The organism is Mesorhizobium sp. M9A.F.Ca.ET.002.03.1.2, from assembly GCF_003952365.1.
In the GTDB taxonomy this organism is placed as follows: Bacteria; Pseudomonadota; Alphaproteobacteria; order Rhizobiales; family Rhizobiaceae; genus Mesorhizobium.
Genome location: NZ_CP034443.1, coordinates 2,072,817 through 2,093,713, shown reverse-complemented (window position 1 = coordinate 2,093,713; position 20,897 = coordinate 2,072,817). Strand labels below are relative to the sequence as shown.

Here is a 20,897-nt window from a genome sequence, read left to right as displayed (position 1 = left end):
AGAAAAAGTCACAAATTTTCGTTGACAAGCCAGGTCACATGGCAGGACACTGGCTTGGTGACAGGCTCGGAGTTGCCACGAGAGAACGATGGCAGAGCCGCACCAGAATTTATCTGCCCGAACGTCTGGAAAATCGTCTGGCGCAAGGGAAAGGGTTTTTTTCGAATCCGCGGGGGCGGATGCCGGAGTCAAAGAACCCGGCACAGGGGCTCGTCGGTGCGGTGCGGGATACCGATCCTGGCGTCCCGCACCGACGAGACTTTCGCATTGCTCCCTCCTGTCGACCGCTATCTTTGCGTCCCCCCGTGGCGCCTTGTTGACTCCCGCGAAACGAGGGATGAACCCTTGACTGCCGAGGATCGCATCCGCGCCCTGCCCTGCTGGACCGGTAGCATCGAGATCGAACCGCTGCCGGGCGGCCTGAGCAACGCCAACTATCTGGTCGAGGACGCGGCCGGGCGGCATGTCGTGCGCTTTGGCCAGGACTTTCCGTTCCACCACGTCTTTCGCGAGCGCGAGGTGATGACGGCGCGCGCAGCGCATGCCGCCGGCTTCGCGCCGGCGGTTCGCTATTCCGAGCCTGGCATCCTGGTGACGGAATTTCTCGGCGCCAAGACCTATGTCGCGGAAGACGTGCGCGCCAATATCGGCCGTGTCGCCGCCCTGATGCGCGGCTTCCATCGGGAGATGCCAAATCATGTCTCCGGCGCCGGCTTCATGTTCTGGGTGTTCCATGTCATCCGCGACTATGCGCGCACGCTTGAGGAAGGCGGCAGCCGCATGCGAAGCGAGTTGCCGCGCCTGCTGGCTCTGGCCGACGAGCTAGAACGGGCGCAGAAACTGCTGCCGATCGTCTTCGGCCATAATGATCTTTTGCCGGCTAATATCCTCGACGATGGCCACAGATTGTGGCTGATCGATTTCGAATATGCCGGCTTCAACACGGCGATGTTCGACCTTGCCGGCGTCGCCTCGAACGCCAGCATGAGCGACGAGGAATCCTTCGCCTTCCTGACCGCCTATTTCATGAAGGAGCCAGACCAGGCGATCCGCCGCTCGCACGCGGCCATGCAATGCGCATCGCTGCTGCGCGAGGCGATGTGGAGCATGGTTTCCGAACTTTATCTCGACGCACCCGGCATCGACTACGTCGCCTATACCGACGAAAACCTGACGCGGCTGGAAGCCGCGCTGGAAAACTATAGAACAAAATACGGACAGAAATCATGACATTGCCCAGCCATGCCGGGATCGTCGTCATCGGCGGCGGCATTGTCGGCTGTTCGACGGCCTATCATCTGGCGCGTGACCACAAGGCCGATGTCGTGCTTTTGGAACAGGGCAAGCTGACTTCGGGTTCCACCTGGCATGCGGCGGGGCTGGTCGGACAGTTGCGGTCGTCGGCCTCTATCACCCGCGTGCTCAAATATTCGGTCGATCTCTACAAGGGGCTGGAAGCCGAAACCGGGCTGGCCACCGGCTGGAAGATGACCGGATGCCTCAGGCTCGCCACCAATGCCGACCGCTGGACCGAGTACAAGAGGCTGGCGACGACGGCGAAAAGCTTCGGCATGGACATGCAGTTGCTGACGCCGGCCGAAGTCAAGACAATGTGGCCGCTGCTGGAAACCGGCGATCTCGTCGGCGCCAGTTGGCTGCCGACCGATGGCCAGGCAAGCCCTTCCGACATCACGCAGTCGCTGGCCAAGGGCGCGCGCATGCATGGCGCCAGGCTGTTCGAGGATACCCGCGTCACCGGCTTCGAGATGAAGGACGGCCGTATCACCGCGGTGAGGACCAACAAGGGCGACATCGCCTGCGACAAGGTGGTGAACTGTGCCGGGCAATGGGCGCGGCAGGTAGGGGCGCTGGCCGGCATCAACGTGCCGTTGCAGCCGGTGAAGCACCAGTACATCGTCACCGAAAGGATCGACGGGTTGGCGACCGATGCGCCGACGATCCGCGACCCCGACCGCCGCACCTATTTCAAGGAGGAGGTCGGCGGACTGGTGATGGGCGGCTACGAGCCGAATCCGCAAGCCTGGACCACCGATCTTGCCGGAGGCGACGTTCCTGATGACTGGGCGTTCCGGCTGTTCGACGACGATTACGATCATTTCGAGCAGCATATGAACCAGGCGATCGCGCGGGTTCCGGCGCTCGAAACCGTCGGCGTCAAACAGATGATCAACGGGCCGGAGAGTTTTACGCCGGACGGCAATTTCATTCTCGGCGTCGCACCCGAATGCGCCAACATGTTCGTCGGCGCCGGCTTCAACGCCTTCGGCATCGCGGCGGGCGGCGGCGCCGGCTGGGTGCTGGCACAATGGGTGGTCGACGGCGAGGCGCCGCTCGACCTGTGGGTGGTCGATATCAGACGCTTTTGCGACCTGCACCGCGACCGGCAATGGGTCCGCGACCGCACGCTGGAAGCCTATGGCAAGCACTACACGATCGGCTTCCCGCATGAGGAGTATGTCACGGGCCGGCCGCGGATCGTGTCGCCGCTCTATCAACGGCTGCAAGAGCGCCGCGCGGTGTTCGGTTCGAAGCTTGGCTGGGAGCGGCCGAACTGGTTCGCGCCCGAAGACATCGAGCCTGAGGACGTCTATTCGATGGGCCGGCAGAACTGGTTTTCGGCAGTCGGCGACGAACACCGGCAGGTGCGCGAGAGCGTCGGCATCTTCGACCAGTCGTCTTTTGCCAAATATGAATTGAGCGGCGCGGACGCGCTGAAAGCGCTCGACTGGATCTGCGCCAACGACATCAAGCCGGTCGGCCGGCTGACCTACACGCAGCTTCTCAACACGCGCGGCGGTATCGAGGCCGACCTGACCGTGGCGCGGCTCGGCGAAGAGAGATTCTACATCGTCACCGGCACCGGTTTCCGCACGCATGATTTCTCGTGGATCGGCGACCATGTCGGCAAGGAACTCGACGTGACGCTGACCGATGTCACCGAGGATTTCGGCACGCTGTCGCTGATGGGGCCGCGTGCCCGCGACGTGCTGGCCGCGGTGACCGATGCGGATGTGTCGAACACCGCTTTCCCATTCGGACATGTGCGGGAAATCGCCATCGCCGGCCACACAATCCGGGCGCTGCGCGTCACCTATGTCGGCGAGCTCGGCTGGGAGCTGCATGTGCCGATCGCGGCAACGGGCGAGATCTTCGACGCGCTGATGGCGGCGGGCGAGAAGCACGGCATCCGCCCGGTCGGCTACCGGGCGCTGGAATCGCTGCGGCTGGAAAAAGGCTACCGCGCCTGGGGCTCCGACATCACGCCCAACGATACCCCGCAGGAGGCCGGCCTCGGCTGGGCGGTGAAGCTCAGAAAGAACACGGATTTCGTCGGCAGAAGGGCGCTTGAAAGGCTCGACGGCGCCGCGCTGAAAAAGCGCTTTGCCGGCTTCACGGTCGACGATCGCGAGATCGTTCTGGTCGGGCGCGAGACGATCCTGCGCAACAACGAGCCGGTCGGCTACCTGACCAGCGGCGGCTATGGCTACACGGTCGGCAAAAACATCGGCTACGGCTATGTGCGCAACGCCGACGGCGTCAGCGACGACTTCCTCGCCTCCGGCGATTACGAGCTGGTGGTGGCGATGGAGCGGACGCCGGCGAAAATCCATCTCGAGCCGCTTTACGACCCAGCGGGCGAAAAGGTCAGGGCTTAGAAATTTCTGGGTCAGCGGCGACGCGCAACGTTGGGTATCAGAAATCTGAGCGTCAGGTACCAGAAACCTGGACCTTAGTTGACGCCCTTCGGCACGTTTTCGGGCGGCACCGTGTCGACCACCTTCTGACGATGGAAGATGAACAGGCCGGCCAGCACGATGATGCCTGAGCCGATCAGGATGCGCGGGCCGGGCACGTCGCCGAAGAAGGCAAGCCCGAAGATAACGGCCCACAGCAGCAGGCTGTAATGCAGCGGCGCCAGCGTCGAGGCGGGCGCCAGCTTCAGCGCCCTGGTGATCATCAGATGCGCGCCGCAGGAGACGACGCCGAGAAGCAGCATGGCGCCGAAATCGAGCGAGGACGGCGTCTGCCAGTTGCCGATGGTGAGAACTCCGCCGACCAGCAATGTGCCGATGGTTTGCCAGGTAACGAGCGAGGTGTCGCTGGTGCCACGCAGCCGACGGTTGAGGATGATGGCGAAGGCGAATGAAATGCTTCCGGCCAGCGCGAAGGTCGACGACAGCGAAAACGCCGCCGATGACGGCTTCAGCATGATCAGCACGCCGCAGAAGCCGACCAGGATCGCCATCCAGCGGCGCCAGCCGACCTTTTCACCGAGCAGCAGATGGGACAGCGCCGCTACGTAGATCGGCCCCGCCATGTAGAAACTCATGACGTCGGCGAGCGGCAGATAGACGACGGCGGCATAGAACAGCGCCGTGTCGAGCGTCGTCATGACGACGCGCAGGACCTGCAGCTCAAGGCGCTCCATGCGGAACAGCCTGGCCGTGCCTTGACGCGCGATCATCGGGCCGAGCACGAAAAAGGCGCCGATGGAACGGATCAGCACGACCTGGCCGACCGAAAAGCTGGTGACCAGCCATTTGCCCATCGCATCGTTCAACGCAAACAGGAAATCGCCGGCCAGCATCAGCAGAATGCCGGCCAAAAGCACGTTCCTCATCGTCGAATTCCGGGCTGTTGGCTGTGCCATACCGATGTCGCTTCCTCCCGCATGAAAGCCAATGCAGGTCGCCCAAAAGTGCGCAGCGGTTTTGGGCAACGACATGCATAAGATAAACACCCAAAGCGCGTCGCATGAATCTCTTCAGACGCGCTTTGGATGGAGCCGCGTCGTAGACGCAAGCAGCCGCTTTGACGAGCGGAAATAGGGAATCCGGCCAGACCAGAGCCGGAAATCGGCTGGGCCTAGACCGATGAATATGATCGAAACGGCGCCTGGACGGCCTACTTTGGCCGCGGCCGGATGATGATCGGACGATAGATCACCGGCCGGTCCCAAGGATCGAAAGCCGACGCGCTTCTCAGATCCGCGCGGCGCGCGAGATCGATGCGCTGCAGACATTCGGCGAAGGCATCATTCTTCCTGACGAAGCCGTAGGACCGGCATTTCGCCTCGTCCGCGGCACGGCGGTCTTCCGCCGTCATGCAGCCTGTACAGATTGCGGCCAGCGCGACCGCCATCGCCGTCTTGTACCACATGCTGTCCTCCTCGGCGTAAAAGTGGAGACTGACTGTAGACTTAAGATTGGATCCTATCAATCTGATCGACGCGCGCGGCTTGATGCAGGTCCGCCGTCCTGTTGGGCCTGCCCACTATCGGTCATGACAATTCCTGGTCATGACATGGGCGGACGATGCCTGCGGTTCACCGTTCCCGGCCGCCCCGCGATCGAAAGCCGCGTGTCCTGCCTGGCCCGCTCGGCCACCACCTTGCCCCTGGCGATCACGCACAGGCGTTCGGGGCGCAGACGCAAGGCCTCGACCGGATCGCCGGCATCGAGGACGACGAGGCTGGCGCGCTTGCCGACCGCCAGGCCGAGATGGTCGAGGCCCATGATGGCGGCGTTGACATTGGTGACCATGTCGAAGCAGCGCGCCATGTCGGCCGGGCTCGACATCTGGGCGACGTGAAGACCCATGAAGGCGACGTCGAGCATGTCGGCGGTGCCCAGCGAATACCAGGGGTCGAGCACGCAATCCTGGCCCCAGCCGACACGGATGCCGTGGGCCAGCATCTCCTTGACCCGCGTCAGGCCGCGGCGCTTGGGAAACGTGTCGTGGCGGCCCTGCAGCATGATGTTGATCAGCGGATTGGGGATCGCCGAGACGCCTGCCTCGGCGATCAGCGGCAACAGCTTCGAGACATAGTAGTTGTCCATCGAGTGCATCGAGGTGAGATGCGAGCCGGCGACCCTGCCTTGCAGGCCGAGGCGCTGCGTCTCATAGGCAAGCTGCTCGATATGGCGCGACAACGGGTCGTCGGTCTCGTCGCAATGCAGGTCGACCATGAGACCGCGCTTTGCCGCGATCTCGCACAGTTCCGTCACCGAGCGCGTGCCGTCGACCATGGTGCGCTCGAAATGCGGAATGCCGCCGACGATGTCGATGCCCATGTCGAGCGCGCGGATGGTGTTGTCGCGCGCCGTCGGCGAGCGATAGAACCCATCCTGCGGGAAGGCGACCAGTTGCAGGTCGATGGTGGGCGCGACCGTCTTCTTCACGTCGAGCAAGGCTTCGACCGCCAGCAGCCTGTCATCGCAGACATCGACATGGGTGCGAATGGCGAGCAGGCCCATCGACACCGCCCAGTCGCAGTAGGCGAGCGCGCGCTCGCGCACCGCTTCGTGCGTCAGCAGCGGCTTCAGCTCGCCCCACAGCGAAATGCCTTCCAGCAGCGTGCCCGACGCGTTGACGCGCGGGATGCCCAGGGAGAGCGTGGCGTCCATGTGGAAATGTGGATCGACGAAAGGCGGCGAGATCAGATTGCCATGCGCGTCGATCGCCGTGCCCGCGGTTACGTTCAGTTCGGGCTCGATGGCCGCGATCGTCTCGCCGACGATGCCGATATCGGCGATCGTGCCGTCGGGCAGCGTGCCGCCGCGGACGATAAGGTCGAAATTCATCTGTCGTCATCCTTTTCAGAATCATACTACAGCGCTGCGCGTCCTCCTGGACTCGCAAAGGTCGCTGCAGCACTTGGATTTTGCGCATGATCCCCAGCGAAAATCGATTCCGATTTACGGGGGTTATGCGCATCGTGGCGCACAGGTTGCCGCAGCCGCTTCCTTCCGCGGCGGCGAATGGTTCCATCCGGCCGCAACTCGCTCTATAAGCCGCCTTTCGTTGTCGCGGTTCAGGGATCAGCCGGTTGTTTCGATTTTTCCGCTCGTCGGAGAACCTGCACCTCATCGTGAGGCTGCTCAGGGAATCGTTCCGCAAACACATGTTCGGCTACAGCATCGCCATATTGGCGATGCTGGTGGTGGCCGGCATGACGGCAGCCAGCGCCTGGATCATGCGCGACATCACCAACGAGTTCATGATCTCGCGGGACGTCAAGCGGATCTACCTGATCGCAGCCGCGGTCGCCGCCATCTTCATCATCAAGGGGCTCGCCACCTTCGTCCAGGCCTATTTCCTCAGCCGGGTCGGCAACAGCATCATCGCCGACCGGCAGCGCAAGATCTATGACCGGATCCTGGCGCAAGGCATCGAATTCTACCACTCGACCTCCTCGTCCGACCTGATCACCCGCATGACCAACAACGCGCAGGCCGCGCGCAGGGTGCTCGACCTCGTCGTCACGTCGTTCGTGCGTGATCTGGTTTCGCTCATCGGCCTGCTGCTGGTCATGTTTATCCAGCAACCGGCGCTGTCGCTGGTTTCCTTCATTGTCGGACCGGCGGCGATCTATTTCGTCAACCGCATCCTCAAGCGAATCCGCAAGATCACCGAAATGGAGTTCCGCTCCATCGGACAGATCGTGCAGGTGATGCAGGAAACAACGATCGGCGTGCGTGTCGTCAAATCCTTCAATCTCGAGGATTCGATGCGCAAGCGTATGCACAAGGCGGTTTCCGATGTCGAAAGCCGGGCCAACAGCATCGCCACGCTGGAGGCCGGCACCAGCCCGATCATGGAAACACTGGCCGGGCTGGCCATCGCCGGCGTCATCCTGGTCAGCGGCGTTCTCGTCGTGCAGGGCGGGCAGACACCCGGCAGCATCATGGCCTTCATCACCGCGCTCCTGCTTGCCTACGAGCCGGCAAAGCGCCTTGCCCGCGTCCGCATCTCGCTGGAGACCGGCATGGTCGGGGTGCGCATGATGTTCCAACTGGCCGACCGGCCGCTGACGCTGGCCGAAAAACCCGATGCCAAGCCGCTTCTGCAAGGCCCGGGCGAGATCCGGTTCGACGATGTGAGCTTCTCCTACCAGGACGGCCAACCCGTGCTGGAACACTTCGACCTGACCTTCGCGCCCGGCAAGATGACGGCGCTGGTCGGACCTTCGGGCAGCGGCAAATCGACCATGCTCAACCTGATCATGCGCATGTACGACCCGCAAGGCGGCAAGGTGCTGTTCGATGGCCAGGATATTGCGCACGCTACGCTCGCTTCGCTGCGGCAGAAGATCGCCTATGTCAGCCAGGACACGTTCCTGTTCGCCGGCACGGTGATGCACAACATCCGCCTCGGGCGGCAGGACGCGAGCGACGAGGACGTGATGTCAGCCGCCAAGGCGGCCAATGCCCACAACTTCATCACCGCCATGGCGAAAGGCTACGACACGGAAGTCGGCGAGAACGGCGCGCTGCTTTCCGGCGGCCAGCGCCAGCGCATTTCGATCGCGCGCGCCATGCTGCGCAATGCGGAGATCCTGCTTCTCGACGAGGCGACCAGCGCGCTCGACGCCGAATCCGAGGCGCTGTTTCGCGACGCGCTGCAACAGCTGACGGTCGGGCGCACGACCATCGTCATCGCCCACCGCCTATCGACCGTGCACCAGGCCGATACAATCGTGGTGCTGGAAGCCGGCAAGGTGGTGGAAAGCGGCGCGCATCGAACACTGCTCAAGCAGGGCGGGCTTTATCAGAAGCTTTATGAGTATCAGCTGATGCCGTAGCAGCATTTCCCTTCTCCCCTTGTGGGAGAAGGTGGATTGGCGCGCAGCACCAAGACGGTTGAGGGGTGCTGGCCGGAATGAGACGCCGGCGTTCCCTGGAACACCCCTCATCCGACCGAGCTTCGCTCGGCCACCTTCTCCCACAGGGGGAGAAGGGAAGAACCGCGCTACTCCGGCACGCGCCTCACCGCGCCCTTGTCGGCGCTGGTGGCGAAAGCGGCATAGGCGCGCAAGGCCGTCGTCACCTTGCGCTTGCGCTTTTCCTCGGGCTTCCAGGCGGCAGCTCCCTTGGCCTCCATCGCCGCGCGGCGCGCTGCGAGTTCGGCGTCGCTCACCGCGAGATGGATGGTACGGTTCGGGATATCGATCTCGATCGTGTCACCCTCCTGTACCAGCCCGATCAGCCCGCCTTCGGCCGCTTCCGGTGAGGCATGGCCGATGGACAGGCCTGATGTGCCGCCGGAGAAGCGGCCATCAGTGACCAGCGCGCACGCCTTGCCGAGCCCCTTCGACTTGAGATAGCTGGTCGGGTAGAGCATTTCCTGCATGCCGGGGCCGCCGCGCGGCCCCTCGTAGCGGATGACGACGACATCGCCGGCCTTGATCTCGTTCGAGAGGATCGCCTTGACGCTGGCGTCCTGGCTTTCGAACACGCGCGCCGGGCCGGTGAATTTGAGGATGGATTCGTCGACGCCGGCGGTCTTCACGATGCAGCCGTCGAGCGCCAGATTGCCTTTCAGCACGGCAAGGCCGCCGTCTTTCGAGAAAGGCGTCTGCGCCGAGCGGATGACGCCCTTCTCGCGGTCGAGATCGAGCTCGTCCCAGCGGCGGTCCTGGCTGAAGGCGACCTGCGTCGGTACGCCGCCCGGTGCGGCAAGGAAGAAATCGCGGACGTTCTGGCTGGTGGTGCGCGAAATATCCCAGTGATCGAGCGCTTCGCCAAGGCTTGCCGTGTGCACCGTCGGCAGGTCGCGGTTGATCAGGCCGGCGCTGTCGAGCTGGCCGAGGATGGCCATGATGCCGCCGGCGCGATGGACGTCCTCCATGTGGACGTCGGCCTTGGCCGGCGCCACCTTGCACAGCACCGGAACCCGCCGCGACAGCCGGTCGATATCCTCCATGGTGAAATCGACCTCGCCCTCATGCGCGGCAGCCAGGATGTGCAGCACGGTATTGGTCGAGCCGCCCATGGCGATGTCGAGCGTCATGGCGTTCTCGAAGGCGCCCTTCGAGGCAATGCTGCGCGGCAGTGCGGTGTCGTCGTCCTGCTCATAGCAGCGCTGGGCGAGATCGACGATCAGATGACCGGCCTCGACGAACAGCCGCTTGCGGTCGGCGTGCGTCGCCAGCGTCGAGCCGTTGCCGGGCAGCGACAGGCCGAGCGCCTCGGTCAGGCAGTTCATCGAATTGGCGGTGAACATGCCCGAACAGGAGCCGCAGGTCGGACAGGCCGAGCGCTCGATGGTCTTGACATCCTCGTCGGAGATCTTGTCGTCGGCGGCCGCGACCATGGCGTCGACCAGATCGAGCGCCTGCGTCTTGCCGGCGAGCACCACCTTGCCGGCTTCCATCGGCCCGCCGGAGACGAAGACGGTCGGGATGTTGAGGCGCAGCGACGCCATCAGCATGCCCGGCGTGATCTTGTCGCAATTGGAGATGCAGACCATGGCGTCGGCGCAGTGGGCATTGACCATGTATTCGACCGAGTCGGCGATCAGTTCGCGCGACGGCAGCGAATAGAGCATGCCGTCGTGGCCCATGGCGATGCCGTCGTCGACGGCGATGGTGTTGAATTCCTTGGCGACGCCGCCGGCCTTTTCGATCTCGCGGGCAACCAGCTGGCCGAGATCCTTGAGATGGACATGGCCCGGCACGAACTGGGTGAAGGAATTGACCACGGCGATGATCGGCTTGCCGAAATCCGAATCCTTCATGCCGGTGGCGCGCCACAGGCCGCGGGCGCCGGCCATGTTGCGGCCATGGGTGGTGGTGCGGGAACGATAGGCGGGCATGAACTTTCCTTAGCTGGCTGGCCGCGCCACGGATGGCGCGACGGCGCTGAATTCGGATCGCAGGCGTTATAGACGCCGAAGCCTGGTCTGGCCACAATTTTGCAGTGCGCCACATTTCCCAGGAAAATTCCCAGATCCGCAGAAAAGATCGATGGCACTGTCGGATTGCGTGCCTACCGGGCGTCCTTGGGCAAGCGGCAGGGCAAATAACACCAACGCCAAGCCAGGCCGTTTCACTGTGATAGCCAACTGCAACAGCCGAGGAGCAAGCAAATGCAAAAGATCACCCCCTGCCTGTGGTTTGACGACCAGGCCGAGGACGCGATGAACCACTACATCTCCATCTTCAAGAATTCGAAGGTGCTGAGCGTGATGCGCTGGCCCAAGGGCAGCGGCGATAATGAGGGAAAGGTGTTGGTGGCCGAATTCGAGCTCGACGGCGTGCAGTTTCAGGCGCTCAACGGCGGGCCGCAATTCAAGTTCACCGAGGCAGTCTCGCTGTCCATCAACTGCAAGACGCAGGAAGAGGTCGACCATTTCTGGAACAGGCTAATCGAGGGCGGTGGCGAGCCCAGCCAGTGCAGCTGGCTGAAGGACAAATTCGGCCTTTCCTGGCAGGTCGTTCCCGAGCAGTTGCCGAAGCTGCTGCAGGACCCCGACAGGGAAAAGGCCGGCCGTGTCATGCAGGCGATGATGCAGATGAGCAAGATCGACATCGCCAAGATCGAAGAGGCGGCCAAGGGCTGAGCGATCTTTCCTTTTCCCCTTCTTGTGGGAGAAGGTGTCGCCGAAGGTGACGGATGAGGGGGGTGTTCCAGCTTGGCAAGACAGCGCTCTGTCCAGCACCCCTCAACCGTCTTGGCGCTTCGCGCCAATCCACCTTCTCCCACAAGAAGGGGAGAAGGAAGGCCGTGCTTCAAGCCGCCTTGTCTCTCACCTGATAATCCTTGACCGCGGCGAAGCGGATCGCCTTCCAGCGCTCGGCCTCGTAGTTGAGCGAAAAGGCGTGTTGGGCCAAAAACACCGGATCGTTGTCGAGGTCGCGGGCGATGTCGCCGCGATGCGCCTCGATGAAACGATGCACCTCGGCCTTGTCGTCGGCGGAGATCCAGCGACAGACGGAAAAGCGCGACATCTCGAAATCGACCGGCAGCGAATATTCAACGTTCAACCGCTCCTTCAAGACATCGAGCTGCAGCGCGCCGACGACGCCGACGATTGCGGGCGAACCATCCTCCGGCGAGAACAATTGCACGACGCCTTCCTCGGCCATCTGGTGCAGCGCTTCCTTCAGCTTCTTGGCCTTCATCGCATCGCCAAGCCGAACGCGGCGCAGGATTTCCGGCGCGAAATTCGGCACGCCGCGGAACAGGATCTCCTCGCCCTCGGTCAGCGTATCGCCGATGCGCAGCGTGCCGTGGTTGGGGATGCCGACGACGTCGCCGGCAAAAGCCTCGTCGGCGGTGACGCGGGTGCGGGCAAAGAAGAATTGCGGCGCCGACAGCGACATCGGCTTGCCGGTGCGCACCAGCTTGGCCTTCATGCCGCGCTCGAGCTTGCCCGAGCAGACGCGAACGAAGGCAATGCGGTCGCGATGGTTGGGGTCCATGTTGGCCTGGATCTTGAAGACGAACGACGTCATCTTGTCCTCGGTCGCCTCGACCTTGCGGGTGTCGGCCTCCTGCGCGCGCGGCGGCGGCCCGTAGGCGCCAAGCGCCTCGATCAGGTCGCGCACGCCATAATTGCGCAGCGCCGAGCCGAAATAGACCGGCGTCAGATGGCCCTCGCGAAACGCGTCGATGTCGAGCGGACGGCAGGCTTCGCGCGCCAGTTCCAACTCCTCGATGAAATCCTCGCGCTCGTTTTCCGGCAACAGGCCGGCGACGCGGTTGGAATCCGGGCCGTTGACCGGCGTCCGCTCCTTCTCGGCGTCGCCCTTGCGCACCGCGTTCAGCGCCAGGTGATAGGTGCCGGAGAAGGTTTTTCCCCGACCGATCGGCCAGGTGATGGGCGCTGTGTCCAGCGCCAGCTTCTGCTCGATCTCGTCGAGGATCTCGAACGGGTCGCGGCTTTCGCGATCCATCTTGTTGACGAAGGTGATGATCGGGATGTCGCGCAGCCGGCAGACCTCGAACAGCTTCAGCGTGCGTGGCTCGATGCCCTTGGCGGCGTCGATGACCATGACCGCCGCATCGACCGCCGACAGCGTGCGGTAGGTGTCGTCGGCGAAATCCTCGTGGCCGGGCGTGTCGAGCAGATTGAAGACATTATCCTCGTACTCGAAGGTCATCACCGAGGTGACGACCGAAATGCCGCGCTCGCGCTCGATCTTCATCCAGTCCGAGCGGGTCTGGATGCGGTCCTTCTTGGCCTTGACCTCGCCGGCAAGCTGGATGGCGCCGCCGAACAGAAGCAGCTTTTCGGTGAGCGTCGTCTTGCCGGCGTCGGGGTGCGCGATGATCGCGAAAGTGCGGCGGCGCGATACCGCGTTTTCGATGTCTTCAGCCAATTTTAGGAATCCTGTCTGTGGCGCGGGCTTCTAGCAGCGCTTTTGTGGCCTGTCGAACGGTTTTGGGCGGATGGCCCCCGTCCGGTCTTGAGATAGGGTCGCCGCAACGGCATCAGAAGACCCGATTCGACAAAGGACCATCCATGAGCGCAGCCAAGCAAGTCATCGTCGTCGGCGCCGGCATTATCGGCGCGTCCATCGCCTGGCATCTGGCGAAGGCTGGAGCGAAGGTGACGGTCCTCGCAGACAGCGGCGCCGGCGGCGTCGCCACGCCGAATTCCTTTGCCTGGATCAATGCCAGCTGGGGCAATCCAGAACCGTATTTCCGGCTGCGCACCCGTTCGATGGCCGAGTGGACGCGGCTGGCACAGGACCTGCCCGGCATTCCGCTCGCCTGGTGCGGCGGCCTGTGCTGGGACCTGCCGGCTGCCGAATTGGAAGCCTATGCCTCAGGGCATTCCGCCTGGGGCTATGGCATCGAGCGCGTCGATCGTGCGGGGGCCGCACGCATCGAGCCCAATCTTGCCGAGCTTCCCGATTTCGCCCTGCATGTGCCTGGGGAAGGCGTCGCCGAGCCGGTCGCGGCCACGCGGGCGCTGCTGGCCGATGCCGAGCGGCGCGGCGCGCGAGTGACGACCGGAACCGCCGTGACCGCGTTGGTGGAGGCCAACGGCAGGGTTACCGGCGTGGATATTTCAGGCGGACGCATTGCCGCCGACGAGGTGGTCATCGCGGCGGGGGCCGGCGCTCCGGCGATCGCCGCGACGGCCGGGGTAGACCTGCCGATCGAGACGCCGCCCGGCCTGATCATCCATTCGCGCCCATACGAAAAGCTGCTCAACGGTTTGGTGATCGGCGACCGGCTGCATATGCGCCAGACTGCCGAGGGCCGCATCATCGCCGGTTCGGATTTCGGCGGCGCCGATCCGGGTATGGATGCCGAAGCCACCGCCCGCGAGCTGTTTGCGTCGATGAAAGGCATGCTGCGCGGCGCCGACGGGCTGGAGCTGGATTTTTACACGGTCGGCTACCGGCCAACACCCATCGACGGCTTTCCGATCGTTGGACGGGCCGAGGGCGTGAGCGGCCTTTATGTCGCCGTCATGCATTCGGGCATCACGCTGGCACCCGCCGTCGGCCTGTTCGCCACCCGGGAAATCCTGGAGGGCGAGCGCGATCCGCTGCTTGAGCCTTACGGGCTGGGGCGGTTTGCCAATGTTTAGTGTCCTGGAGTGTTCCTGCCGATCTCCCCTTGTGAGGGCGATGACCGACAGGATGGATAGGCCGCCCAACTGGCAAACCGCTCGATCTTCCTTCAGGCGCGGTCCGTGAGAGCCGCAGGCTCCTTGCCCGCGTGTGAGCCCCTGTTGTGCGTCCGCTCGTAAAGCTCGCGGATGATTCCGCTTGCCGTGGAATCGAACAAGAACGGCAAGAAAGCGTGAACGAGCGCGGCGAAAGCCGCCATGAACAGCCGCGACGAGAACCACGCGGCGAAAGCCATGTGGCCGAAATAGGTTTCGCCCACCGAAGCCGGGTGTGAGGTGAAAAGTCTTGCGAGCCGTGCCGTCATGTCGATCCTCCTGCCGGGCATGCAGACCCGATGAATAAGCAGACTGACACGAAGCTCCGGTTCATTGGTCCCAAATCATCCTTGTATTTGGCCAATTATTGGGACAAACATCCCACATGACGCTGAACATCGATGAGATCGACCGAAGATTGCTGGCCGAACTGCAACGCGACGGCACACTGTCGGTCGACCAATTGTCGGAAAGGGTGTCGCTGTCGCGCAACGCCTGCTGGCGCCGGGTGAAGCGGCTTGAGGAGGATCGCGTCATCACCGGCAGGGTGGCGCTGGTCGATGCCGACAAGCTCGGCCTTGGCCTTTCGGTATTCATCCTGGTCCGCACCTCCAATCACGATCCGGACTGGCTGCAGAAATTCCGCGCGGCGGTGACCGGCTTTCCCGAGATCACCGGCGTCTACCGCATGTCCGGCGACCTCGACTATGTGCTGCGCGCCCGCGTCGCCGACGTCAGGGCTTATGACCGGCTCTATCAGCGGCTGATCGCCAAGGTGGCGTTGTCGGACGTTTCGGCCTCCTTCGTCATGGAGGAGATCAAGGAGACCACGGTCGTTCCCGTCGAACTGCGCTGAAGCGGAACCGCGCTGAAAGAAAGTCGTTGATAGCATTGCCGCCGAGTTGACCGAATCGGCTTTGGCGGCGATAGGATCAGCCTCATGCGCGCAGCACTCTATCCCTCCTCCGTCATCGGTCCGGCCGTCGGCTTCGTCAGGCTGCCGCATGGCGAAGGCCTGCCGCTTCCCGCCTATGAAAGCCCGGGCGCCGCCGGCATGGATCTGCGCGCCGCGGTGCCGGACGACCGGCCGCTGCTGATCCTGCCGGCAAAACGCGCCCTGGTGCCGACCGGGCTGATCCTGGAGATTCCGGAAGGCATGGAAGGTCAGGTCCGGCCACGCTCGGGTCTCGCCTTCAAGCACGGCCTCACCTGCCTAAACACGCCGGGCACCATCGATAGCGACTATCGCGGCGAGGTGAAGGTGCTGCTGATCAACCTCGGCGACGAGGATTTCGCGGTGACGCGCGGCATGCGGATCGCCCAGATCGTCTTTGCGTCCGTGATGCAGGCGACGGTCGAGGAGCGCACACTGGCCGGTGGCACGACGCGCGGCTCCGGCGGGTTCGGATCGACCGGCACGGCCTGATGTCTGGGTCGTGTTTCAGTCATATTGAACCCTTCTAACGGGTGAATTCGAGCCAAATCCTTCGGCCTTCGGACTTGGCCGTGCTACCAGCACGGCCTGCGCCGAAGACCTCGACCTTGACCCAAATTCCCTCCGGTAGAAGGGTTCAATATGACTGAAACACGATCCCTACCCAAACTGGTCATCTTCGATTGCGACGGGGTCCTGGTCGACACCGAGAACCTGGCCAATCGGCGCCTCGCCGAATGGCTTGTTGCCGCCGGCTTTCCGGCGAGCTTCGAATATTGCCGCAAGAATTTCTCCGGCCGCAGCATGGCCTCGGTGCAAAAGGAGGTCGAGGCGACCGGCGTCAGCCTCGGCGCTGATTTCGTCGAGCGCTGGAACGCCGGCCTGCCGGACCTGTTCGCGCATGGCGTCGAAACCGTCCCCTATGTTCGGGAGTTCATCGAAGCCGTGCATAGGGCCGGCATCGCAACTTGCGTCGCCTCATCGGCGCGGGTTTCGAAAATGCACATCACGCTCGGCCAGACAGGTCTGCTGCCGCTGTTCGAGCATGCGCTGTTCAGCTCGACCATGGTCTCGCGCGGCAAGCCGTTTCCCGACCTGTTCCTGCATGCCGCAAGCACGATGGGCTTCGCGCCCGCCGACTGCATCGTCATCGAGGACAGCGTCGCCGGGACATCGGCCGGCATTGCCGCCGGCATGCGGGTGTTTTCCTATCACGGCGACCCGCATTCCGACCGCGACGGCCTCGCCGAGGCTGGCGGCGTTCTGTTCGACGACATGCGCGAACTGGCCGGGCTGGTGCCGATCCACTGATCTGATATTCAGCCTTCTTATCCGGCTGTACGCCTCGGTCGTCCGTGCTAGCTTGCGAAGGCTCGACAGTTCGAGGAACGCATGCATCGCACCCTGCTTCGCTTCATCCTCGCCTGTCTGCTGCTGCTGCCATGTCCGTGGACCGCGGCCGGCGCGCAAGGCGTCAGCTTTCCGGACCTCGGCAGCCCCGTCCCCGGCCACGGGGACACGACCTATCTCGATCTCGCCAGAATGGTCATTTCCGATCTGGCGGCGGACAAGGACGGCTTCTACCGGGGTTCCATGCCGATCGAGATGCGCCATATCGAGGGTCCCGATAGCGGTGGCCAGCCGCCCGAGACGTCGAGCCTTTCCAACGCCGCAGCGCTCAACATCAAGGCCGGCGGCAAGCATCGGCTGGCGATGCTGTTCGACCTCGGCGGCTCCGCCGACAGTGCCGAGGGTTTCGCGGTGCTGGCGCTTTACGATCTTGCCGGCAAGCCGAGACTGCTCGACGCTGTCAATGTCGCCGTCGACCGGAGCACCTATTTCCGCGATCCGGGCAAGCTGCCGATCGGGCCTGGCGATGACGTCATCATTACGCTGAGCACGCATTTCAATTCGAACCAGGGCTACGTCGGCACGCCGCTGATCCTGGTCCGCGACGACAGTTTCGAACTGATCGACGTGATCCACACGTTCGACGAGTCTCTGTGCGCCTACAAGCGCACGCAGGAATTGGCCCTTGAGACCGTTGCGGACGGCCAGCCCTATGCGGCAATCCAGGCCACGGTGACCGATGCCATAGTGACTGAAGCCGCAGGGCCGAATGGCGAAAGTTGCGACGAGGCGGCGCCCGAAGCTTCCTCACGCGACATCTCCGTCACCTACCATTGGGACGGGGCCGCATACGTCAAGGATTCCGACGCATTGGACAAATTGGCAGGAGAGAATGCCAAACGCTTCTGAGCCAATCGCATTCGTTTGCCCGGCGGGCGGTGGCAGGGTAAAATACGCTACGCACTCTGGGGAGCATCCATGGACAAGGGCAAGATTTTTCGCGACCTGCATGCCTCGATCTTCGTCATGCCCAATCCCTGGGATGTCGGCACGACGAAGCTTCTGGCCTCCTTCGGTTTCGAGGCACTGGCGACGACCAGCGCCGGCTTTGCCTTTTCGCGCGGCCTGCCCGATGGCGCGGTGACCTTCGACGCGATGATCCACCATTGCCGCGAGGTGACGGCGGCGACCGGCCTGCCGGTCTCGGCCGATCTCGAGAAAGGCAAGGGCGACAGCGCGACAAGTGCCGCCGAGACCATCTTCGCGGCCGAAGCGGCGGGCCTCGCCGGCTGCTCGATCGAGGACCACACCGGCGAGCCCGACAAGCCGATCTACGATTTTTCGCATGCGGTCGAGCGCGTCGCCGCTGCGGCGGAGGCGGCGCGGGCGCTGAAACACGATTTCGTCTTCACCGCGCGGGCCGAGAATTTCCTGTGGGGCAGACCCGACATCGACGACACGATCAAGCGGCTGCAGGCCTTCGAGAAGGCCGGCGCCGACGTGCTCTACGCGCCGGGCATCGGCGACATCGAGACGGTGCAGATCATCTGCTCGGCGCTGACCAGGCCGGTCAATGTCCTGGCGAGGCCCGACTTCACCATCGACGACCTCGCCCAGGCAGGTGTCAAGCGTATCTCGCTCGGGTCCGGACTCACCAATTTCGCCTTTGGCATGCTGGAAACCGCGGCGCGCGAGATCCAGCAGGACGGCACCTTCGGCTTCAGCCGCGACGCCATGCCTTTCGGCAAGCTGCAGGCGTTGTTTGCCGAATCCTTGGCTTAGATGGGCCCCGACGCATGAGACTCACCGTCGTCGACATGCACACTGGCGGCGAGCCGCTGCGGATCGTCACCGGCGGTTATCCGCAGATCCCGAAAGGCACGATCCTGGAAAAACGCGCCTATGTGCGCGACCACCTCGATCATCTCAGGAAGCTCCTGATATTCGAGCCGCGCGGCCATTACGACATGTACGGCGCGCTGCTGGTCGAGCCCGACCTGCCCGGCGCCGATCTCGCCGTGCTGTTCATGCACAATGAAGGCTATTCGACCATGTGCGGCCACGCCATCGTCGCGCTCGGCCGCTACGCCGTCGACGAAGGGCTGGTGGCGCGGCAGGAGCCGGTGACGACCGTCAACATCGAAGCGCCGTGCGGGCTGGTCGTCGCCTCGGTCGAGGTGCAGGACGGCAAGGCCGGCGCGGTGTCGTTCGAAAGCGTGCCGGCCTTTCTGTTCGCCCGCGACCAGGAGATCGAATTGCCCGGCTTCGGCGCGATCGGCTTCGACATCGCCTACGGCGGCGCCTTCTATGCGCTGGCCGATTGCCGCCAGTTCGGGCTGGAGTTCGGCAAAAGCCGCGTGCGCGATTTCGTCGATGCGGCGACGGCGCTGACCGACAGGCTCAAGGCCGAGTTCCCGCTGTCGCACCCCGACCATGCCGATCTTGCCTTTCTCTACGGCACCATCCTGACCGACGGACGGGACGTATTTTCCGATACCCCGACTAGGAACGTCTGCGTCTTCGCCGAGGCCGAGGTCGACCGTTCGCCGACCGGCTCGGGCGTCACCGCGCGGCTGGCGGCGATGCATGCCAAGGGCCAGATTGCCGGCCAGACGCGGGTGTTCGAGAGCATCGCCGGCTCGCGCTTTTCCGGCAGCGTGGCGCGGACGGCCAAAGCCGGGTCGCATGACGCCATCATCGCCCGTGTCGGCGGCCGCGCCTACTACTGCGGCCGGGCCGAATTCATCGTCGAGCCCGACGACGAACTGGGCAAGGGTTTTCTGCTGCGCTGATGGTCAGAGATCTCAGAGGTTGGCAGGACAGCGCCCCCACATGGGGGAGATCGGAAGCTTCGTCCGCAGCGCCTTGCTGCAACGTTGGCGATTGGTGAAAACGACGACGATGTCCAATCTCCCCCCGCGTGGGCAGGGCAATCGCATATGGCGCTCCCCCACTCCGTCTCGGCTTCGCCGAGCCACCTCTCCCCACAAAGTGGGGGAGAAGAAACGCCGGTCGCCATGGTCGCGGCCTTGAAAGGCTTGGGTTTCCTCTCCCCCATGTCATGGGGAGAGGTGGCCGCGCAGTGGCCGGAGTGGGGGGCAGGCGCTGCCATATGCGATTGCCCTGCCCGCGTGGGGGAGATGTCCGGCAGGACAGAGGGGGGCGCGAAGGAACTCGACCTGAGCCAAGTAGCGAGCGGGCGAGCAGTCAGTTCGCTTCCCGCGCACTGATCGCCTTGTGCAGGTGCACCATCATGGCGGCGGCGAAGAGCGGCGTCAGAAGGTTGAGCAGCGGGACAGTGAGGAAGGCAGCGATGACCAGCCCTGCGAGGAACACCGTGACGGCATGTTTCCTGCGCAATGCCCTTGCCTCGGCTTCCGGGCGAAAGCGCATGGCGGCGAATTCGAAGAACTCGCGTCCCAGCAGATAGCCGTTGACGACGAAGAAGGCGGCGATGTTGATGCCCGGCACCAGCAGAAGCAGCAAAGCCACGATGTTGCCTGACATGACGACGCCGAAGAATTTTATCGCCAGCACCAGGGAGCGCAGCGCCGGCATGGCACGGCCGGGCGGGTCATTGGGATAGTCGGTGCGCTCGACCACTTCGGCGACGTCGTCGAGAAACAGGCCGGCGATGATCGCCGTCACCGGCGCGATGAGCAACGCCAGCCCCAGTGCAAGGCCGATACCGGCGACGATGACGCCCAGCCATCCGGCCCAGGACGGCAGCCCGGGCAGCCAAGCGTCGATCCAAGGCAAGGCCAGCCACTCGAACAGGCCCTCGATGGCGAACCAAAGTGCGGCCAGCGTCAGCAAGGTCAGCCCCAGCGTCTTCACGAACACCGAGCGGAATTCGGGCGAGAACAGCCGGCTTGCGGCGGCGCGGGCGGCGTCGAAGATCACGGCGTTTCCAACTCCTATGTCAAACAGGGCCTATATAGAACAGGCCCAAATCGAACGGAACATCTGCGAGATAGGCGGAGACGCGACGCGTCATGGCGGGTCCGCAACCTTCGAGGGACGTTGATCGACTACGCCATCCCTATAGGCAAGGCACGGAAGAAATGCTTCGATCATTGTCCAACCGTGATGACGCATCCAGCGCGCGCCGTATTTGTTGGCTAGGCAAAGCCGCATCAAATCGCTAGACCCGCCCGCGGCCGGCGTGGCAGAAAGCCGGTGGGTT

The 20,897-nt window shown here is 63.7% G+C and carries 18 protein-coding genes; 11 read left to right on the top strand and 7 right to left on the bottom strand.

Annotated elements, in window-relative coordinates:
• Window positions 1-345: 345 nt before the first annotated feature.
• A complete protein-coding gene (locus tag EJ066_RS10395) occupies window positions 346-1,230 on the top strand; it encodes a phosphotransferase family protein (protein ID WP_126037368.1) in 885 nt (294 codons plus the stop codon).
• Window positions 1,227-3,677 carry an FAD-dependent oxidoreductase gene (locus EJ066_RS10390; RefSeq protein ID WP_126037366.1) on the top strand — a complete coding sequence of 817 codons (2,451 nt, stop codon included), beginning with the start codon at window positions 1,227-1,229 and terminating at the stop codon, window positions 3,675-3,677. The genes EJ066_RS10395 and EJ066_RS10390 overlap by 4 nt, the downstream gene beginning before the upstream one ends.
• Before the next feature lie 74 nt (window positions 3,678-3,751).
• On the opposite strand, the gene EJ066_RS10385 is transcribed toward EJ066_RS10390, so the two are convergent.
• The 3 genes from EJ066_RS10385 to EJ066_RS10375 all read right to left on the bottom strand — a co-directional run bounded on the left by EJ066_RS10385 (window position 3,752) and on the right by EJ066_RS10375 (window position 6,605).
• Window positions 3,752-4,672 carry a DMT family transporter gene (locus tag EJ066_RS10385; RefSeq protein WP_126037364.1) on the bottom strand — a complete coding sequence of 307 codons (921 nt, stop codon included), beginning with the start codon at window positions 4,670-4,672 and terminating at the stop codon, window positions 3,752-3,754.
• Window positions 4,673-4,926: 254 nt separating this feature from the next.
• The gene (locus tag EJ066_RS10380) at window positions 4,927-5,181 is read right to left on the bottom strand and encodes a hypothetical protein (protein ID WP_126037362.1); all 255 of its coding nucleotides are present in this window, start codon (window positions 5,179-5,181) and stop codon (window positions 4,927-4,929) included.
• 137 nt (window positions 5,182-5,318) lie between these two features.
• The gene (locus EJ066_RS10375; RefSeq protein ID WP_126037360.1) at window positions 5,319-6,605 is read right to left on the bottom strand and encodes an amidohydrolase family protein; all 1,287 of its coding nucleotides are present in this window, start codon (window positions 6,603-6,605) and stop codon (window positions 5,319-5,321) included.
• Between the two features lie 245 nt (window positions 6,606-6,850).
• Here EJ066_RS10375 and EJ066_RS10370 point away from each other — a divergent pair, with 245 nt between their 5' ends.
• Window positions 6,851-8,605 (top strand): ABC transporter ATP-binding protein, encoded by a 1,755-nt coding sequence (locus tag EJ066_RS10370; RefSeq protein ID WP_126037358.1) that lies wholly within the window; start codon window positions 6,851-6,853, stop codon window positions 8,603-8,605.
• A gap of 167 nt (window positions 8,606-8,772) precedes the next feature.
• On the opposite strand, the gene ilvD is transcribed toward EJ066_RS10370, so the two are convergent.
• Window positions 8,773-10,617, bottom strand: a complete 1,845-nt coding sequence (ilvD, locus tag EJ066_RS10365; RefSeq protein ID WP_126037356.1) for a dihydroxy-acid dehydratase — start codon at window positions 10,615-10,617, stop codon at window positions 8,773-8,775.
• A gap of 273 nt (window positions 10,618-10,890) precedes the next feature.
• On the opposite strand from ilvD, the gene EJ066_RS10360 reads away from it, so the two are divergent.
• Window positions 10,891-11,364: a VOC family protein gene (locus EJ066_RS10360; RefSeq protein ID WP_126037354.1), complete on the top strand. Its 474-nt coding sequence runs from the start codon at window positions 10,891-10,893 to the stop codon at window positions 11,362-11,364.
• A gap of 169 nt (window positions 11,365-11,533) precedes the next feature.
• Here the strand turns inward: EJ066_RS10360 and EJ066_RS10355 are convergent, their stop codons facing one another.
• Window positions 11,534-13,126 (bottom strand): peptide chain release factor 3, encoded by a 1,593-nt coding sequence (locus tag EJ066_RS10355; RefSeq protein WP_126037352.1) that lies wholly within the window; start codon window positions 13,124-13,126, stop codon window positions 11,534-11,536.
• Between the two features lie 143 nt (window positions 13,127-13,269).
• On the opposite strand from EJ066_RS10355, the gene EJ066_RS10350 reads away from it, so the two are divergent.
• The gene (locus EJ066_RS10350; RefSeq protein WP_126037350.1) at window positions 13,270-14,349 is read left to right on the top strand and encodes an FAD-binding oxidoreductase; all 1,080 of its coding nucleotides are present in this window, start codon (window positions 13,270-13,272) and stop codon (window positions 14,347-14,349) included.
• Window positions 14,350-14,441: 92 nt separating this feature from the next.
• Here the strand turns inward: EJ066_RS10350 and EJ066_RS10345 are convergent, their stop codons facing one another.
• The gene (locus EJ066_RS10345; RefSeq protein ID WP_126037348.1) at window positions 14,442-14,696 is read right to left on the bottom strand and encodes a DUF6356 family protein; all 255 of its coding nucleotides are present in this window, start codon (window positions 14,694-14,696) and stop codon (window positions 14,442-14,444) included.
• A 116-nt stretch (window positions 14,697-14,812) separates the two neighbouring features.
• On the opposite strand from EJ066_RS10345, the gene EJ066_RS10340 reads away from it, so the two are divergent.
• From EJ066_RS10340 to EJ066_RS10315, 6 genes are all read left to right on the top strand, one after another.
• Window positions 14,813-15,283 carry an Lrp/AsnC family transcriptional regulator gene (locus tag EJ066_RS10340; protein WP_126037346.1) on the top strand — a complete coding sequence of 157 codons (471 nt, stop codon included), beginning with the start codon at window positions 14,813-14,815 and terminating at the stop codon, window positions 15,281-15,283.
• Between the two features lie 84 nt (window positions 15,284-15,367).
• Window positions 15,368-15,853 (top strand): dUTP diphosphatase, encoded by a 486-nt coding sequence (gene dut, locus EJ066_RS10335; RefSeq protein WP_126037344.1) that lies wholly within the window; start codon window positions 15,368-15,370, stop codon window positions 15,851-15,853.
• Between the two features lie 150 nt (window positions 15,854-16,003).
• Window positions 16,004-16,672, top strand: a complete 669-nt coding sequence (locus EJ066_RS10330) for an HAD family phosphatase (RefSeq protein WP_126037343.1) — start codon at window positions 16,004-16,006, stop codon at window positions 16,670-16,672.
• Between the two features lie 81 nt (window positions 16,673-16,753).
• On the top strand, window positions 16,754-17,620 hold the full coding sequence (locus EJ066_RS10325) for a hypothetical protein (RefSeq protein WP_126037341.1): 867 nt from the start codon (window positions 16,754-16,756) through the stop codon (window positions 17,618-17,620).
• Window positions 17,621-17,689: 69 nt separating this feature from the next.
• Complete coding sequence (locus EJ066_RS10320) at window positions 17,690-18,493, top strand: oxaloacetate decarboxylase (RefSeq protein ID WP_126037339.1); 804 nt, start codon at window positions 17,690-17,692, stop codon at window positions 18,491-18,493.
• A gap of 14 nt (window positions 18,494-18,507) precedes the next feature.
• Window positions 18,508-19,503, top strand: coding sequence for a proline racemase family protein (locus EJ066_RS10315; RefSeq protein ID WP_126037337.1), 996 nt, complete (start codon window positions 18,508-18,510; stop codon window positions 19,501-19,503).
• A gap of 415 nt (window positions 19,504-19,918) precedes the next feature.
• Here the strand turns inward: EJ066_RS10315 and EJ066_RS10310 are convergent, their stop codons facing one another.
• The gene (locus tag EJ066_RS10310; protein WP_126037335.1) at window positions 19,919-20,614 is read right to left on the bottom strand and encodes a sulfate transporter family protein; all 696 of its coding nucleotides are present in this window, start codon (window positions 20,612-20,614) and stop codon (window positions 19,919-19,921) included.
• Between the last annotated feature and the right edge of the window lie 283 nt (window positions 20,615-20,897).